This is a genomic window from Phocaeicola faecicola, from assembly GCF_013618865.1.
GTDB lineage: Bacteria > Bacteroidota > Bacteroidia > Bacteroidales > Bacteroidaceae > Phocaeicola > Phocaeicola faecicola.
On sequence record NZ_JABSOE010000062.1, the window covers coordinates 1 to 16,981 of the forward strand.

21 protein-coding genes and 2 pseudogenes are annotated in these 16,981 nt (G+C 43.4%); 11 read left to right on the plus strand and 12 right to left on the minus strand.

Features of this window, described 5'->3' with window-relative positions; all coding sequences use genetic code 11:
• A pseudogene (locus H3001_RS19890) lies at positions 1-111 on the plus strand (ISAon1 family transposase); the annotation flags it as partial.
• 409 nt (positions 112-520) lie between these two features.
• Here H3001_RS19890 and H3001_RS14950 read toward each other — a convergent pair.
• Complete coding sequence (locus H3001_RS14950) at positions 521-817, minus strand: helix-turn-helix domain-containing protein (RefSeq protein WP_181215363.1); 297 nt, start codon at positions 815-817, stop codon at positions 521-523.
• The gene (locus H3001_RS14955) at positions 795-1,106 is read right to left on the minus strand and encodes a helix-turn-helix domain-containing protein (RefSeq protein WP_032592037.1); all 312 of its coding nucleotides are present in this window, start codon (positions 1,104-1,106) and stop codon (positions 795-797) included. The genes H3001_RS14950 and H3001_RS14955 overlap by 23 nt, the downstream gene beginning before the upstream one ends.
• A 312-nt stretch (positions 1,107-1,418) precedes the next feature.
• Here H3001_RS14955 and H3001_RS14960 point away from each other — a divergent pair, with 312 nt between their 5' ends.
• Complete coding sequence (locus H3001_RS14960) at positions 1,419-1,724, plus strand: helix-turn-helix transcriptional regulator (protein WP_032585392.1); 306 nt, start codon at positions 1,419-1,421, stop codon at positions 1,722-1,724.
• Between the two features lie 54 nt (positions 1,725-1,778).
• On the opposite strand, the gene H3001_RS14965 is transcribed toward H3001_RS14960, so the two are convergent.
• The 10 genes from H3001_RS14965 to H3001_RS15010 all read right to left on the minus strand — a co-directional run bounded on the left by H3001_RS14965 (position 1,779) and on the right by H3001_RS15010 (position 10,463).
• Entirely contained in the window at positions 1,779-2,561 is a 783-nt protein-coding gene (locus H3001_RS14965) for a PRTRC system ThiF family protein (RefSeq protein WP_032585394.1), read from the minus strand.
• The gene (locus H3001_RS14970) at positions 2,558-3,259 is read right to left on the minus strand and encodes a prokaryotic E2 ligase family D protein (protein ID WP_032585396.1); all 702 of its coding nucleotides are present in this window, start codon (positions 3,257-3,259) and stop codon (positions 2,558-2,560) included. Before H3001_RS14970 ends, H3001_RS14965 begins: the two co-directional genes overlap by 4 nt.
• Positions 3,260-3,264: 5 nt before the next feature.
• Positions 3,265-4,374, minus strand: a complete 1,110-nt coding sequence (locus H3001_RS14975) for a hypothetical protein (protein ID WP_032585397.1) — start codon at positions 4,372-4,374, stop codon at positions 3,265-3,267.
• 36 nt (positions 4,375-4,410) lie between these two features.
• Positions 4,411-4,632, minus strand: a complete 222-nt coding sequence (locus H3001_RS14980; protein WP_032585399.1) for a PRTRC system protein C — start codon at positions 4,630-4,632, stop codon at positions 4,411-4,413.
• 40 nt (positions 4,633-4,672) lie between these two features.
• Positions 4,673-5,737 (minus strand): PRTRC system protein E, encoded by a 1,065-nt coding sequence (locus tag H3001_RS14985; protein ID WP_032585400.1) that lies wholly within the window; start codon positions 5,735-5,737, stop codon positions 4,673-4,675.
• A gap of 18 nt (positions 5,738-5,755) precedes the next feature.
• Positions 5,756-5,965 (minus strand): hypothetical protein, encoded by a 210-nt coding sequence (locus H3001_RS14990; protein ID WP_032585402.1) that lies wholly within the window; start codon positions 5,963-5,965, stop codon positions 5,756-5,758.
• A 19-nt stretch (positions 5,966-5,984) separates the two neighbouring features.
• A complete protein-coding gene (locus H3001_RS19515) occupies positions 5,985-6,527 on the minus strand; it encodes a hypothetical protein (protein WP_236253245.1) in 543 nt (180 codons plus the stop codon).
• A complete protein-coding gene (locus H3001_RS15000; RefSeq protein ID WP_032585425.1) occupies positions 6,490-8,259 on the minus strand; it encodes a DNA topoisomerase in 1,770 nt (589 codons plus the stop codon). Before H3001_RS15000 ends, H3001_RS19515 begins: the two co-directional genes overlap by 38 nt.
• Positions 8,260-8,331: 72 nt before the next feature.
• Entirely contained in the window at positions 8,332-8,592 is a 261-nt protein-coding gene (locus tag H3001_RS15005; protein ID WP_032585403.1) for a DUF4099 domain-containing protein, read from the minus strand.
• 53 nt (positions 8,593-8,645) lie between these two features.
• The gene (locus H3001_RS15010) at positions 8,646-10,463 is read right to left on the minus strand and encodes a DUF3945 domain-containing protein (RefSeq protein ID WP_032585405.1); all 1,818 of its coding nucleotides are present in this window, start codon (positions 10,461-10,463) and stop codon (positions 8,646-8,648) included.
• Between the two features lie 634 nt (positions 10,464-11,097).
• On the opposite strand from H3001_RS15010, the gene H3001_RS15015 reads away from it, so the two are divergent.
• From H3001_RS15015 to H3001_RS15055, 9 genes and pseudogenes are all read left to right on the plus strand, one after another.
• On the plus strand, positions 11,098-11,424 hold the full coding sequence (locus H3001_RS15015; RefSeq protein ID WP_181215364.1) for an ArsR/SmtB family transcription factor: 327 nt from the start codon (positions 11,098-11,100) through the stop codon (positions 11,422-11,424).
• 63 nt (positions 11,425-11,487) lie between these two features.
• The gene (locus tag H3001_RS15020) at positions 11,488-11,928 is read left to right on the plus strand and encodes a nitrophenyl compound nitroreductase subunit ArsF family protein (protein WP_032585409.1); all 441 of its coding nucleotides are present in this window, start codon (positions 11,488-11,490) and stop codon (positions 11,926-11,928) included.
• Positions 11,929-11,938: 10 nt separating this feature from the next.
• A pseudogene (locus H3001_RS15025) lies at positions 11,939-12,645 on the plus strand (aromatic aminobenezylarsenical efflux permease ArsG family transporter).
• Between the two features lie 34 nt (positions 12,646-12,679).
• Complete coding sequence (locus H3001_RS15030; RefSeq protein ID WP_004326347.1) at positions 12,680-12,913, plus strand: thioredoxin family protein; 234 nt, start codon at positions 12,680-12,682, stop codon at positions 12,911-12,913.
• Between the two features lie 106 nt (positions 12,914-13,019).
• Complete coding sequence (locus H3001_RS15035; protein ID WP_004326346.1) at positions 13,020-13,988, plus strand: permease; 969 nt, start codon at positions 13,020-13,022, stop codon at positions 13,986-13,988.
• Positions 13,989-13,992: 4 nt separating this feature from the next.
• Positions 13,993-15,003, plus strand: coding sequence for a hypothetical protein (locus tag H3001_RS15040; RefSeq protein WP_005776842.1), 1,011 nt, complete (start codon positions 13,993-13,995; stop codon positions 15,001-15,003).
• A 26-nt stretch (positions 15,004-15,029) separates the two neighbouring features.
• Positions 15,030-15,485 carry an arsenate reductase ArsC gene (locus tag H3001_RS15045; RefSeq protein WP_032585410.1) on the plus strand — a complete coding sequence of 152 codons (456 nt, stop codon included), beginning with the start codon at positions 15,030-15,032 and terminating at the stop codon, positions 15,483-15,485.
• Positions 15,486-15,492: 7 nt separating this feature from the next.
• On the plus strand, positions 15,493-16,530 hold the full coding sequence (gene arsB / locus H3001_RS15050; protein ID WP_032585412.1) for an ACR3 family arsenite efflux transporter: 1,038 nt from the start codon (positions 15,493-15,495) through the stop codon (positions 16,528-16,530).
• A 135-nt stretch (positions 16,531-16,665) separates the two neighbouring features.
• Complete coding sequence (locus H3001_RS15055) at positions 16,666-16,968, plus strand: ArsR/SmtB family transcription factor (RefSeq protein WP_032585414.1); 303 nt, start codon at positions 16,666-16,668, stop codon at positions 16,966-16,968.
• Positions 16,969-16,981 lie beyond the last annotated feature (13 nt).

A 16,981-nucleotide genomic window follows, 5' to 3' on the forward strand; every position in this document is an offset into this window, starting at 1 on the left:
GCTGAATCATTCAATGCTAAAATCAAACTCTTTAGAGCGAATCTCAGGGGAGTTGTTGACAAGAAGTTTTTCTTATTCCGCATTGCGAACTTATATGCATATCCCCACTAAAAAGCTACTGACCCGTTTTTACGTTGATCCGTTTTTACGTTGATCCTATCGTTGACTCCTGGTGTCGGCTGAAGTAATATCGGGCGAGGGTAAAACAAAAAATCCTGACTTCATCTTGAAATCAGGATTTTTCTGTGGTGCCACCAGGAATCGAATAAACTTCATTCAATATTCTGATTAACAGCGCTTTATATAGCGTTAAATTTCTTTGAACCACTGAATTAGAAACTATTCAAATTCACTAATTTTCGATAGTTACTCGTTATTATTTTTTTGACACTGCAAATATAAGCATTTGGTTCAATTCCTACAAACTTTTATCTAATTATATAGATATATATTTCCATTGTTTTTTTATTAGATCTGTAATTGTCTTAATTGTCATCTTGTTTTAATAGTCTAATAAATTCTACTCAAAAGGTAATATTTTGTTATTTTCTAATATTTCTATAATATCCTGTTCTTTATAATAGATCTTTCCTCCAATTTTGTAATAAGGTAATTTCCCATTCATTCTATATTCAATGAGTGTTCTTTTTGTAATTTTTAGAGCATCTGATAAATCCTTTTCTGTTATATAACGATATCCTTCCAATTTTGGTCTGTATATCAAAGATTTCTCTTCCAAAAAACTGGAAATTTTTTCCAGGGTTTCAATAAATCTTTTAACTTCTTCACTATCCTTATTCAATACAACCTGTCCCATTTCCATTATTATTTATAAATGTTTTGATGTTCCTTTTCATGTAATCCATAATATCATCTTTTTTATAATACACTTTTCTTTCGATACGGCTATATGGAATCATTCCTTTCTGTCTTAGAGATAATAATTTCCTTTCAGAAATATCTAAAATAGTGCATACATCCTGATTATCCAGCCAATCATTGAGACCGGACTTGCAGGTTTCCAGACTCTTCAATTGTTTTTCTATTTTTAATAATGCATTGTTCATTTCTATAAATGCTGATGTCTCAATATTCACAATCTCCATAATCATTGTTTTTGTGGTCAAGACAAAAGTAATGCTGCTTATTATCTAAGTCAAGAACTTGTCATCATATAGCACCATATAGCATCATATGTCAATGTTGTTAACCTGTTATCAATTATTCGTTTAAAAGTTTACACATTCGGTTTACACTAATATGGAACAGATAAAATTTATATACCTGATTATCAGTGTGTAATATCTTTTTTAGTCATTATCTGAAATTAAGGCATACTATTTTCACCAATATAAGTAAATACTCTTAGAGTGCGCACAACGGGAGTATCGATTTATTCACTTAATAATATTGGAATTATGTCATATATAGATAATGAGATACTCGAAAGACTTATAGGAACTATGGTAGAGGGATTTGCCCGCATTGAAAAGAAACTGGATCAGATGAACCGTCTGAAAGAATGTATGAACGGAGACAGACTGCTTGATAATGTGGATCTGGCAGAACTCCTTGGTGTGTCGCAAAGAACCCTGGCACGTTACAGGCAAGAGGGCAAGATTAAATATTACTCGGTGGAAAAGAACGGAAAATCATTCTATCTTGCCTCAGAGATACAGAGTTTCCTTCTCCAGCGAGGTAAGAACATGGTAAATAATAAGTAGCAAATAGAATAAGTGACCGTATTCTGATGGAAAGATAATACGGTCACTTATGCATTATACCGGGATTGCGGTCACTTTCAATGTCTCCAGATTGACATAGGCACCGCGGTACAAAGTCTTTCCTTCCTTGAACATTCTCCACAGCAGGTCACAGCCGATATGTGCCAGAGTGGAGTTGATGAACAGATCCTGTTTGTCCAGTGCTTCCGCCAGTGAACAGCTCGGTCCCGATTCTTTCTCCTTGATTTTGGCATAGTCCACCTCTTCGGTGATGACATTCATCTTAGGCATGGGAATATATTCCTGTGACGAAGGCTGGAGGACTTTCTCCCTGATCGTGCCGATGATGACCTGTCCTTTTGTCTGGCTGTTCCCGAAATCCATCCAGTATATGGGATCCGAATGGTCACTGGAATTCTCTTTACGGACTTTCTTCAGGAATTTCCAAAGCGTAAGACGTGAACGTATATTGTCCGTGCAGGTAATGATTATATTGGCAGTATTATTTTCGGAATAGTTTCTTGAGGGGAAACATTGCGGTTCGGCAGTCCATGCGTATCCGAAGAAACGGTTGATACGTGTGACGAGTGACACGGCCTTGTTCAGTCCCAGTTCCGTCTCACTGAACAACTGGCGTCCGATATTTGCCTGGCTTACCGTATCGGGATCGAATACGGTGACATGCAGTCCCGGATGCCCCAATGCCTGGAGTGCCATGCTCATGCGTGCCAGATTGGTTATCACTTGTGAGCCGGTACCTCCGGCTCCGATGACAAACACCGTTACCGGATGACGCGGATTGAGCAGGTAGCGGTCGGTAAAATGTATCTTTTTCATGGAAGTATGTCTTTAAGTTTTTTATTCATGGGTTTTAGTTCGTTCATGTCGAACGGATTGTCTCTTATGTTCCCGGTTACGATGACAAGATTTGAAACGGTAGGATTGACATTTCCTCCAAGATGGGAGAATTCTGTCAGCCAGAACCGTTTTTCCCAGTATTCCAGCAGGGACAGGAAAGTCGGGTTCTGTGGCTTTTCCAGTGAACTGCTGCCAAGGCAGACACTTGATCCGGTCACGTTGAAGAACGGGGCACGGAACAGCGGTGTCGTTTCCACCGGGCGTTTCCCCTTGAAGGCGAACACGTCCATGTTTCCGTTTTTTACTCGGTAGACAATTCCCGGCAGATTGAATATGCCGTCCTGTATGTTGAGATCCTTGTGGAAGAACATCTGTCTCTTTCCGGGCGGATTGTACCATACATATTCTTCCTGTCCTTTCCTCGGATTACATGCCAGCATGTTTTCGGGTATTCTTCCGGACGGTATCCCGCTCATTTCTTCCGTATAGGATTCCAGCAGGGTGTTCATGAATTCGTATGTTACGGGGATTCCTGCCCCCATCTGTCCGTTTTTTCCGATGGGACGCAATTCTATGAAGTACCTGGAATCAATATTTCTCCTGTCTTCATACTTGTAGGCTATGATGGCCGCTTTTGGAACCATCATTTTCTGCATGTTTCTGGTCAGCTCGTTCATATCTTTTATAAATTATAGGTAACATGTTCTACAAACTTCTCAAACCATCTGGAAAACCGTTCCGGATAGTCGTCGGGTCTGAACAGATTATCTGTTTCGGGTGTGATGAAGGTAAATGATACCGGAGTCTGGTTGTATGTCTCCTGGCAATCTGTAGAAAAACAACTTTCCATGTCGTTTGTAACCGTATCCGTAATGGAATATGTAAGCAGAATCTGGTATTCAAGCGGTGGCGGATCGAAGTCCCTTTCCCTTTCGCTTGAAAAATCATAGTCATAGCTCATTATGTGGGGGCTGTCCTTTGATATCAGGGACATACCCTCATTGACCAGTCCCAGAAGAATCCTTTCCTTTTCGTTGGAGGGAGTACAGCTGCGGATGTGCCTTTCCAGATTCCGGCAGAATGCCCTGGAGTGCATCCTCTCCAGTTTTCTGTGTACCGTTCCTTTCTCGTATGACCTGAATAGCCTTTCCTTCCTGTACAGTTCCCTTTTTTCCTCGTCATCAAGCCGGTCCATGTCCATATAGTCGATGCAGCACTCGGACATCTCAAAATATGGAGTGTCGGTTATATCCTGTATCCTGTGGTATTTGATGAACCGTCTGATGAACTCCAGTGTAATCTTTTTTATTTCGCCGTGCAGCTTCTCAGCAAAGTCTATCGGTATGAGGAACAGGGTGTAATCGGGCCATTCATGGAAATGGTAGATACAGAACTGGAGCCTGCCGGCGACAAGCTCCAGATTGACATGATGTGACACGATGGAGTCCAGCGCATCATACAGCCGGCATATTTTCTCCCTTATGGATATTCTTCCTTTGGGATGGTACGGCAGCTCCGTATTCAGGAGCTGCGCATACTTCTTTGCTGAACGGTACAGGAAATCGAGGTTCTCTTTCGTAGTGACGTTTACCGTTGTATCCCTGTCATCCTCTACATACAGGTCGGGAGCGATGGACGGTATTCTCGCATTCAGAAAACCATGAGGCTTTCTGCCGGCGGAAGCCTTCTTTTCTTCCTGCTCCTGACACCACGGCTTATATCCGTATTTTCGAGTTCCGATATGATAAGTCTGGCCAGGTTTTCCATAGCCTGTTCCGTAAGTTGTGTACATGGTTTCTTGTCTTTACATTGTTCTTTTTTCATGTCTTTACCCTTTCACTCCGATGGTTGTCTTGAATTCATATACCGCCCGGTCGTCCTCTATTTCCGGTCCGTGCACGGTTGCCGTGGTCAGTTCCGGGTAGTTCATGGAATAGAAGTCCATCACTTCTGCCGGTGACATGTTTACGTTCGGATCGTCAAGTACGATTTCCTTACTGTTCTTCTTCATCTTGAATGTTCTTTTCATTCCTTTAATTTCCAGTGCCATATCCTTTATTATTTATACGTTTGACATTTGTCCTGTTGAATCAGCAATATACCATTTCTATCTGTGCCTCGTCCTTCATACGGTATTCCGCAGGGAAATCCGGATATTCCGCATACGGGTCTTCCTTCAGGAGTTCCCTGTCATTCTCGTCTTCCGGATCGAAACAGAATGTTTCATTCGCGGCCGGTACGCTCTGGTATTCACGCCCATTTCCGTTCTGCACTTGCACCGTTCCGTTCTGAATATGTCCGTTTGACGGTTGCTGTGTCTGTCGTGGAGGATAAGAGACAGCTTCGGGCTGGTGGAAATCCTGCGGATAAGGCTGCATCGCTACACCTTGCGGCATGCCTGTCCCTTGCATTGCCGGACGGTTTGGGGCCGGCTGTACGTATGTACCGTTCTCAACAAACGCCGTCTGGTGTGTTTCATGAGGGATCTGCTGATGGACCGTTTGCATTACAGGTTCGGGATTGGTTACATGGACATGCTGTTCCGGGAACATTTCCGGCTGCTGCATGACCGGTTGGGACCGGCCGTTCATACCGACTTGCGGTTGTGACATGACCGGCACCGGTTCTTCTGCCATACCGAACAGGCTTCCCTCACTGGCCTGTTTCTGTACCTCCTGCATCTTTACGTCAATCTCCTTCTGTTTTTCTGCGGAAGCCAGGACTCTGGCCTGTTTCAGCCATGTCATTGATTCTGAGAATCTTCTGGCCGTAGCTGCGTCATCCGCCTTCTTAATGAGTTTTTCCATCTTTTCCCGTTTTTCTCTGGCTTCTTTCGTTTCCGTCGGTACCGACGTTGAAGCTTTTGGCGTCTTTGCCTGTGCCGTTGCCTTTTCTGCCTGTTTCTCGAAATTTTCCGCATTGGCAAGCAGTCCCTGCACCTTTTGCAGCGGCTGTATTATGGTCTGCAGGAATCCCATGTCAAGTTCTGCCGGTGTCCCGTTCACTACCAGCGGTACCATGTTCTGCCGCATGTCTTCTTTCAGGTTGTTCCTCCTCGGCATGACCGCCACGCTAAGACTGTTTTCCACTTTACGGATATTGATGCTCAGATCCGTACCTGCTGTAATCATCTGATAAATTGATTGAAAAAACATAATTTTAAAGTTTTATGGTTATACATAAGTTTCCTTGAAGAATTCCTTCAGTATATTCTCCCTGTCCGGATTGCTGGAAATATCACGTAGCGATTCCAGATAGTAGCCGATGTTTTTGGGTTCGTCGACCGTATTGGGCAGGCGTCTTCTGACCGGTCTGATTTGTTCGCCCTGTGGCCATGCAGCCGGCATGACCGGAGCCTGTGAGGTGAAAGCAACTGTTTCCATATATTTAATGTTTTGATGGTTATGCGACAAGTAATCCCACAATGAACAGAAGAATGAAAACCTTGATAATCATGACCAGTATCCTGAACATGAAACCGATGAATCCTCCTGCGAGCAACAACAGCGTAATCATCCCTGTGGGGACAATCCCTTTGCTTGTCAGCAGACATATTCCCGTAATCAGGAATATTGCCATTGCATGTCTTCCGATTTTTCCTATGACCTGTAGTTTCATAATCATTGATTTTTGAATGAATAATCCCATCGGGATGTGTTTTCCCGATTTTATAGGCCTTCGGCCTCTTGGATTGCCTTTTTGCGCAAGGCCTGGCGGGAAAAAATACCGGAGCGCAGCGAGGATGATTTTTTCCTGTCCAGCCAAGCCCGCAAGGGCCGCCTTGCCGCAAAAGGCAGGCAATCCAAGACCTTTGCCGCTTAAAAGCGGAAAAACAGCTTCTTTCTTTACGGGTAAAAAGAATGCAGACCTTCCGGCCTGCATTCTTCTGGTTGGTATGTCTGGGATGTCAGATCTTCTTGGGAGTATAGGTGTTGAATATATCATCGGTCATTTCCATGGCGAGAGTCCTGATTCTGTCCAGGAATTTCTGTCCGGTCGTCATTCCGTTTTCAAGTCCGGCAAGCTGCTTTTCCCACTCCCCGGTTAGAGAGGCGTCCGCAATCCTCTTTCCACGGATGGTTTCATAGGTGAACATGCCTTTCGGTGTCGGTACGATATATTTTCCTGAATAGCGGATATATTTTCTCTTGATCAGTGTACGTATGATGTTTGTACGTGATGATACTGTTCCGAGTCCGTGCTGTTCCATGTATTCCACCAGTTCCGCATCCGTGAACGGATTTACAGGAAGCTGTTTCTTGTGCAGCATGTTGCATCCGCACAGATTCAGGCTTATACCCTTGTCCAGCTGTGGAAGTCCGTTTACGGAATATGCTGATTGTGGAATTATGTCCGGGTGTTTGAATACACTGTACCAGCCTTCTTCTATAATCTTTGTATGCTCCGCCTTGAAGTGCTGTGCCGCACATACCGCTTCTACGCTTGTTGTCTCTATGCGGCATGGCTGCATGAACGCTTCAAGCATTCTTCCTGCCACAAGCCTGTAGACCAGCATTTCCTTTTCTGACAGTCCGTCAGGACGTACTCCTGTCGTTATGATTGCATGGTGTACATTCGCTTTTTCCCGACTGATTACACTGCGTGAAAGTGTCAGGACATCTATTGCGGCACTTTTCCCGGAAGTGGTGAACATATCCCATGAAAGCAGATCTGACATGATCGGCGGAAGCGAGTCAAATACGTCTTTCGTAAGGTAACGGCTTGATGTCCGTGGATAGGAGATCAGTTTCTTCTCATAAAGTGACTGGGTGATGTCATACACTTCCGATGCGGTAAGTCCATGGCGGATGTTCGCTTCCTTCTGCAACTGTGTCAGGTCAAACAGTTCCGGCGGCAGTATTTCATTTATGCTGCGGGTGATGCCGGTAATCTGTGCCGATTGTGCCAGCCTGCAGTCCTGGAAAAACATGGCGGCAGACTCCCTGTCGGAAAGGTCCTGAGTACGGCGCATCTTGAAAAGGATGCCGTCTTTCTGCAGGGTTATGTAGACGGGCCAGCTGTCAGATGAAATATGGTTCTCCCTTTCCCGGTAACGTCTGCTTATGGCTGCCAGCACCGGTGTCTGCACCCGTCCGAGGGAATTGTTGCCGAGTCCCGTCGCCTTGCACATGGCATAGCTGGCGTTGATTCCGAGAATCCAGTCCGCCTTGTTGCGGCAGTCGGCGGAGAGGAACAGGCTGTCGTAGCAGCTGTCCGGCTTCATGTCCTCCAGTCCCTTGCGTACGGATTCGTCTGTCAGGGATGAAATCCACAGGCGTGAGCACGGCTGGGTACAGTTCAGATACTGGTAAACATACCGGAATGCCATTTCTCCTTCACGGCTTGCATCCGTAGCCGCGATGATCGTATCGCAGTTCTGGAATACCTTTTCAATCACTTTAAGCTGTAGAACCGCCTCTATGTCCGGTATCCAGCCGTTTTCGGTACGGGTGTGGCGTATCATCAGCCCGAATCTGGCAGGGATGAAAGGGAAGTCGTCACGTTCGAGCTTCTGTGTCCCGTAGTCTTTCGGCATGGCCAGTGACAGCATGTTCCCGAAAGTCCACGTGACCATGTAGCCGTTTCCCTCCACATATCCGTTTCTTACTTTAGTTGCGCCGATTATCCGTCCTATTTCTTTTCCTACACTTGGTTTGTCTGTCAATATTGCAATCATGATTAATTCTGTTTTTATGTCTTTCCATACGGCAAGTCCGTATGGAAAGGAAAAATGATACATAATGGATTGTTATTCACCTGAGCGGTTGATACCGTTTATGCTTACGACCGGATTTCCGTTCTCGCCTTCTGTCAGACTGAGCGTGGCATCCATGGTCAGTGAGAATACGGGTGTCTTGATTTTAACGGACATGACATTGGTTTCCTCTCCCTGAAGAAGCAGGTCAAGGTTGCCGTCCTTTTCAATCAGTTCCTTGCTGATACCCACTGATTCAAGTTTTTCCCAGTCTATTTGTTCAGCCTTGTAGATATGATGGTTGTTCTTGCTCATATTTGATTCCTTTTTTGTATTTGATGATTTGATTGTTTGTAACACCGGTCGGGTCAGACAGCCTGTTTCGCCCCCTTCTTCTGTTCCTGCTGCTGGGTGTTGTCTGTCTGTGAGGCACGCTGTGAAGTGTTGCGTCGGATATCTGGATTTTCCTGGAAATATTGCAGCTGTCCGGTATTTGCGTTTACTTTCAGGTACGAGTCGAACGGTTTTCCGTTGGGACCTTTCATGCCCGTCACAAGGATGGCCTTTCCGTCCTGAAGGTTTGCTCTTTCCTGTGCCGAAAGCAGGTGTCCGTAAACCTCAGCCGGGATTGCTGGTGCCTGTCGTTCGTTGAAACCGTCCGGGGTTCTTGAGTATTGCGGTCTTCCGCTTGCAAGGTCCAGCTTTACAAATGACGAGAATTCCTCACCTTTACGGTTGATCATGTTTTCAAGATAGATTGGCTGTCCTTTACGCAATGCTTCCTTGTCCTCCGGTGTGAGCTGTACCGAACAAATCTCCTTCGGTATGTAGATTTCTCCCGTTTCAGGGTTGTGGCGTGTGTATTGGAGTCCGCCTGTGACCTTGTCCATGGTGACAAAGGAAGAAAAAAGTTCACCGTTCTTTCGCTTCATGTCCTCCACAAGAATGGTATGGCCTTCGTTCAGTGCCTTGAGCTGCATCGGTGAAAGCTGTACACCTCCGAGAGACTGTTGGTTGAATGCCTGGTCCTTTGGGAATATGAACTCTATACCCCTTCTTTCCGCACTGTACTGCAAGGTTGCGTTGAATTCCTTTCCCTGGTTGGACTTCATGCCGTCCACAAAAATCTGTTCTCCGTTTTTCAGTTTCTGGATTTCGTCCGGAGTCAGTGTAACCCCTTTGATCTCATTCGGGATATAGACATGCTCCTGTCTGACGGCTACCAGTTCGTTGGTATTCTTGTCAATGGAAATCAGGCATGGCTCTGTCGTATTTCCACGAAGGTTGAGGTCTGCCACACGTCCCATGTTCCCGCTTTCACGCAGGTTTTTCTTGTCCTCTTCCGTAAAGATGTGTCCGAAATAAGGACGGTCAAGTTCCGGTTCCTTTCTGATGCCGTGGATGCCCAGCATGACCTGTCCGTCGCTGGATATGAATGAGAGACGTGCGTCCAGCTTGGCGGTCAATACCCCCGGAATGCTGAGTGTCAGCGGCATGGTCTTGTTGGTTTTGTATCCTTTCAGCATGCTGTCAAGCTGTCCGGACTGTTCCAGCATTTCCTTTGACACACCGAACTTGCCCAGTTCATCCCAGTTTATCATGTTCTCGTTATAGCGGTATGTTGGTGTCTGCTGGCGTTGCGGTTCCTGTTGTTCGCGTCCCTGTGCTGCCGCTTCCACCTGTGATACCTGTTCAGGCTGTGCCTGCGCTGTCTGTTCCTGTTTTTTTGCCATTGCTTTTTCCTCCTCTTTTGTTTGATTGTTTTTCTGACTGTTTGCCTTCGGCACGATTTCATAGCGTTTCAGAAACTCCTTTACCGCAATAGTATTCTTGCCTTCGGCCAGATCCTTGAGTGCCTGCTTGTTCTGCTTGTAATCATTGAAGGTCATGCGGATAAGCCGGAAGTGCGTCGGTTCCTTCAGCTGGCTCCAGAAATTCTTGATGAAGTTTTCAAGGATACTCGAATTCTTGTCGAACTTCATGAATGAGTTCTCGTTCTTCTCTTCCGGTGTGACCGTCTGATAATTGCCTTTCCCGTCCGCCTTGCTGACCACTCCCAAACCTCCCTTGGGGTCGTTCTTGTTATGTACGAGCAGAAGCTCGTCAATTTGTTCCACATAAGGCTTTTCCGTTTTCTTTGTCCGGCCTTGCCTTTTTCCCTTGTCTGGACTGTTTTCTTGTGCCATAATCTTTTGTTTTGAGTGACTACTTGATTTGTTTCACAGTCCAAATGTAAGATGATAAATTGGGTAAACAATTGATTTGCAAATAGATGGCATTAGATGGCATCAGATGTCATCAAATGTCATACGAAGGATTGGAAAGAATGTTGAAACAGCAGGAAAAAAGGATGAAAAGAAGTATGAAGAGTAGAAGTAAAAGCATGGCGAAGCCACCGGACTATGCAGATCGGAGGGAGCTGAAATCCCTGTCTTATTTCGGGAGTTGATAAGCAGGTTATGTTTTTATTATTGGGTAAGGTGGATTTTCACAGTATTTGTGAGGTCATATATGGAATATAAGGATAGCCGCCTTTAGTTTACGGCTATGCGTCACGTCGGTCGCAGTTAATCCCTGTAATCTTTCCTTTAATTCTAATCCTTTTGCCGCCGCATTCTTTTTCAGGAGAATTTTCATGGCGTAAGCCATAAAGAAAATTCTCCTGAAAAAAGGAATAAATGCGGCTGGCAAATCAGGATTGGGATTTATTTTTGATGGAAGGGATAACAAGTGTTTTTAAAGATTAAAATATGATAATTCATTCGACTTATTGAAATATATTCGTATTTTTGCGAATAACAAACAGAAAGAGGGATAGAAATGATAAAAAAGAAGTATACAGAAGAGCAGGAGAAGTTAGCCCGTTTTGCAAAAGCGATGGGACATCCGGCACGTATAGCCATACTCCAGTTCCTGGCATCTCAGGAATGTTGCTTTTTCAGTGATATTCATGAGGAACTTCCCATTGCAAAGGCTACGGTATCTCAGCATCTGAAAGAGTTGAAAGAAGCCGGACTTATCCAAGGGGAGATAGAAACACCGAAAGTAAAATACTGTATCAACAAGGAAAACTGGGAAACTGCAAAAAAAATGTTTGCAGATTTTCTTGGCCAACCTATATGTAAGAAAGAGGGCTGCTGCAAGTAAGCTCTTTTTTTGACAAGAAGATTCGTAGTTTTGCGAATAACTAACAACAAAAAATAGAAAGACATGAAAAAGATTTTATTCTTAATTGCTGTATGTTTCGCCTTTATCTCTTGCAACATGAACGCAAAGAACGGAACTGAAGCACAGACTCAAAAAGAAGTGACAGTAAAAGACCATGTAGAAGTATTGTATTTTCATGGAAAGCAGCGTTGCGCAACCTGTATGGCTATCGAAAGCAACACAAAAGCTGCGATGGAAGAAAGTTTTGCCGAGCAGATCAAAAAAGGTGAGGTCGTTTTTAAGGTAATAGACATCAGCAAGAAAGAAAATGAGAAGATAGCTGAAAAGTATGAGGTAACCTGGTCATCACTGTTTATCGTTAAGTATAAGAACGGACAGGAGACATACGAGAATATGACAGAATTTGCTTTCGGAAACGCCCGTAAGTCACCGGATGTATTCAAGGCAGGTATAGTGAAATCTGTAAATGAAATGTTGAAATAATATAAGGGCTATGGATTGGTTACAGACATTGCTGGATAACAGCTCTACTCCCGTTCTTACGGCATTCTTACTCGGACTGCTGACCGCACTATCACCTTGTCCGCTTGCAACAAATATAGCGGCCATCGGATTTATCGGAAAGACATTGAAAACAGAAAACGCATTTTCCGGAACGGTCTTCTTTATACGTTGGGACGTGTCCTTTCATACACCCTGCTCGGAGTGGTACTGATTATGATTCTGAAAGAAGGTTCCAGCATGTTCGGCATTCAGAAGACTATCGGGACATGGGGTGAACTCGTTCTTGGTCCGCTTCTGCTTGTAATAGGCCTGTTCATGCTCTTTGGTGACAAACTTAATCTTCCGAAATTCGGGTTTAACGGAAATGCGGAAGGTCTCGCCAGGAAAGGCGGATGGGGTGCCCTGATGATTGGAATACTCTTTGCCCTGGCTTTCTGTCCGACAAGCGGAGTTTTCTATTTCGGTATGCTTATACCGATGTCTGCAACGGCTACAGCCGGTTATCTGCTGCCGGTGGTATTCGCTATTGCCACAGCCCTGCCTGTACTTGCCGTTGCATGGATTCTTGCTTTCAGTGTACAGCAGATGGGAAGTTTCTACGGTAAGATGCAGAAGGTGCAGAAATGGATGAACCTTATTGTAGGTGTGGTATTCATCATCATCGGCATCTATTATTGCTGGATAATGTATCTGTAAAACAGATTTGATAACAAATAAAATATTTACGAATATGGAAATTAAAGTATTAGGTCCGGGTTGTGCCAAATGTAAATCAACCTATAATGTAATTGAGAAGGTATTGAAAGAAAACAACATCGATGCAAAACTGACCAAGGTGGACGACATCATGGAAATGATGAACTACAACATCATGACTACACCTGCCGTTGTCATTGACGAAGTAGTGAAGATGAAAGGACAGGTGCCGACAGAAAGTGATGTAAAGAAACTTCTTGGTATCTGATAAACAGAGTTATTTAACGATGAGCGGCAGATGCCATAACGGTTGTATCTGCCGCTTTTTTAACTGGAACAATGTTCGTATTTAGACGAATAAAAACAATTAAAATATGATACAGGATTTTGCAGACTGGCTTGTTTACGGACTGTTCGGACTGAGTGCCGACACTCCGATAGGAGTGGCCGTAAACTTCTTTTTTTATGACACTATAAAGATTTTAATCCTCTTGTTTTTCATCAGCGTACTAATGGGAATTATTAATGCCTATTTCCCGATAGAGCGTTTGAGAAATTATCTGGTAACACACAAAATGTACGGACTTCAGTACCTGTTGGCTTCGATTTTCGGAGCAATAACCCCGTTCTGTTCTTGTTCCTCCATTCCGTTGTTCATCGGGTTTGTAAAGGGAGGTATTCCGTTGGGAGTAACCTTTGCTTTTCTGATAACCTCACCATTGGTGAATGAGGTTGCCGTTGCCATGTTCTTAGGTTCTTTCGGACTGAAGGTTACTCTGATTTATGTGATTAGTGGTATATTGCTTGGAGTTATCGGCGGTTTCGTCCTCGGAAAAATGAAGCTTGCACCCTATCTCAGCGACTGGGTAAAGCAAATACAAGCCAATTCTTCAGTACAAAGCGAGGAATGGGAAAAAGACCATACAACCTTTATAAAAAGACTGCCAACCATTATCCGTGATTCGTGGAAGATAGTAAGCGGCGTACTTGTCTATATCCTTATAGGTATAGGTATAGGTGCTTTTATGCACGGCTTTGTACCGGAAGGTTTCTTTGAGCAATATATGTCGAAAGACAACTGGTATGCAGTTCCTCTTTCCGTAATTCTTGCCGTACCGATGTATGCCAATGCCGCAGGTATCGTTCCGGTTATCGAGGTATTTGTAGCAAAAGGTATCCCTATGGGAACAGCCATTGCCTTTATGATGGCCGTTGTCGGGCTATCATTACCGGAAGCAACCTTACTCAAAAAAGTAATGACATGGAAACTGATTGGTATCTTTTTTGGCACAGTTGCTTTCTTCATTATACTATCCGGTTATCTGTTTAATTACATTTTATAAAAAAATGAATATGAGAAGTATTATAAAATGGTGTTCATCAATTATGATGGCCGCCATTTTCATTCAACCGACTTTTGCACAAAATGATGAAAAATTATTTTCCGGCAAACCCATACTAACCCTCTTTGCCAACTACAAGGCAGGGGTCGGACACTGCAACGAGAATAGCGGATTCAACCTTGACCGTGCTTTTGTAGGATATGAAGGATTTTTTACAAAAGGTTTTTCTGCAAAAATTCTTATGAATGTGGAAACAATGGCAGATGAAAACGGAAATACCAAATTCAACGGATATTTGAAGAACGCACAGATAGACTGGAAAGGGAAGGGATTTTTTGTGTCTGCCGGACTGGTAAATCTGAAGCAGTTCTCGGAACAGGAAAATTTCTGGGGACATAGGTATATCTTTAAATCTTTTCAGGAAGAATATGGAATAGCCTTTTGTGAAGATATAGGAATTGTAGCAGGATATGAATTTTCACCTGTCATATCTGCTGATATGGCTCTGACAAACGGAGAGGGGCGTAAGTTTAAGAATATGGACAACAATTACAAATACGGAGCCGGACTAACTTTAAAACCGGTAAAAGGATTTATGTTCAGACTGTATGGCGACATATACAATACACCGGAGTATATGAAGTCGGTTTCTGGAAATCAGAAAGATCAGTATTCAATTGCAGCCTTTGCGGGGTACAGCCACAGCAGGTTTTCTTTCGGTGCAGAATATAACCGTGCTTTCAACTATAAATTTTCACCGGAAACAGATGTAAACGGATATTCGGTTTACACTACCATAAAAATAAATTCAAAAATACATCTGTATGGAAGATTCGACTTATTGGACGCAACCGAAGAAAACCAAAATACAGTTAAGGAAGGACATACCATTATAGGAGGTTTTGAATATGCTCCGATTAAACAAGTCAGAATATCTCCAAACTACCAAAGTTGGAAGGCAAAAAGTGGGAAACGTGAAAACTACCTGCTTATGAGTATAGAATGTAAAATATAAATCAACAAATTAAAAAACTATTTGAAATGAAAGTATTGATACTTTGTACAGGAAACAGTTGCCGCAGCCAGATGGCTCACGGATTTTTGCAGTCATTTGACAAACATTTAGAGGTATATTCCGGCGGAACGGAACCAGCCGTTCAGGTAAACTCCAAGGCTATGGAAATGATGAAAGAGGTAGGAATAGACATCAGTTCACATATTCCGACACATGTAAACGCCTATATCAATCAGGAATGGGATTATGTAATAACTGTATGCGGAGATGCAAATGAAAGCTGTCCTACATTCATAGGAAAAGTAGGAAAACGTCTTCATATCGCCTTTGACGATCCTTCACACGCAACAGGTACACTGGAGTTTATTGACTCGGAGTTTCGCCGTGTGCGTGACGAAATCAGAAATGCCTTTGCCCGTTTCTACATTACTGAAATCAGAAAAGAAGAATTGCCAAAATGCTCTTGCGGTGGCAACTGCTAAAAAGGATATGGAAAAAGAGAAAAAAGGAATAGGTTTTTTTGAACGATACCTAACAGTGTGGGTGGCTATCTGCATTGTAGTAGGAATAGCAATAGGACAATGGTTTCCTGCCATACCCGAAACACTCGGTAAGTTTGAATATGCGAATGTATCCATACCGGTAGCCATTCTTATATGGCTGATGATTTATCCCATGATGATGAAGGTGGATTTTCAGAGTATTAAGAATGTTGGAAAGAAACCTAAAGGAGTGTTTATCACTTGTATTGTAAACTGGCTGATAAAACCGTTTACGATGTTCGGCATAGCATGGATATTCTTCTTTGTTATATTCAAACAGTGGATACCGGAAGCACTGGCTGGTGAATATCTTGCCGGAGCCGTACTGTTGGGTGCTGCACCCTGTACAGCTATGGTATTTGTATGGAGCTATCTTACTAAAGGCGATGCTGCCTATACGTTGGTACAGGTAGCAGTGAATGACTTGCTTATTCTGGTGGCTTTTGCTCCGATAGTGGCTTTTCTTCTCGGTGTTGGCGGAATAATCATTCCTTGGGACACGCTTACACTTTCTGTAATTTTGTTTGTGGTCATACCTCTTGTAGGTGGTGTAATTACACGCCGTACTGTAATATCGAAAAAGGGAGAAGACTATTTTAACAATGTATTTATAAAGAAGTTCGACAATGCTACTATAATCGGACTATTGCTCACATTGATAATTCTGTTTTCGTTTCAAGGTGAAACAATCCTTGTAAACCCACTGCATATTCTATTGATTGCAGTACCCCTGATTATACAGACATTCTTTATATTCTTTCTTGCATACGGCTGGTCAAAGGCTTCAAGACTGCCACATAACGTAGCTGCTCCGGCAGGTATGATTGGTGCAAGTAATTTCTTTGAACTTGCCGTTGCTGTCGCCATATCGTTGTTCGGTCTTCAGTCCGGGGCTGCACTTGCAACAGTGGTAGGTGTTCTGGTAGAAGTGCCTGTAATGTTGAGCCTTGTACGGATTGCAAACAATACAAGAAAATTCTTCTGATAAAAAGCCTCCGGCGGGGTAACTCTCCGGGGGCTTCGTGCGTCTGCACATTAAAAAATACATAAAATTTATATCTGGGGGTTGGTTGATAAAAAAACACATCGTATATTTGCGATATAAAACAATGAAAATATTATGGCATTTAGTAAAGCTGAAGAATTTGAGGAAAAAGATATTTTGGCAGCCCGTTTTGCAAAGGCTCTGAGCCACCCGGCACGAATAGCAATCGTAAGGTTGTTGGCTAACCATAATGCCTGTTGTTATTGTGGAGACTTGACAACGGAATTGCCAATCGCGCAGTCTACCATATCACAGCATTTGAAGGTACTGAAAGATGTAGGTCTGATAGACGGCGAGATAGCTCCACCAAAGGTTTGCTATCGTATTAACCGTGAAAGCCTGCTTTTGGCAAAGAAGTTGTTTTCAGAACTCTTATGATTTGATTAAGAGT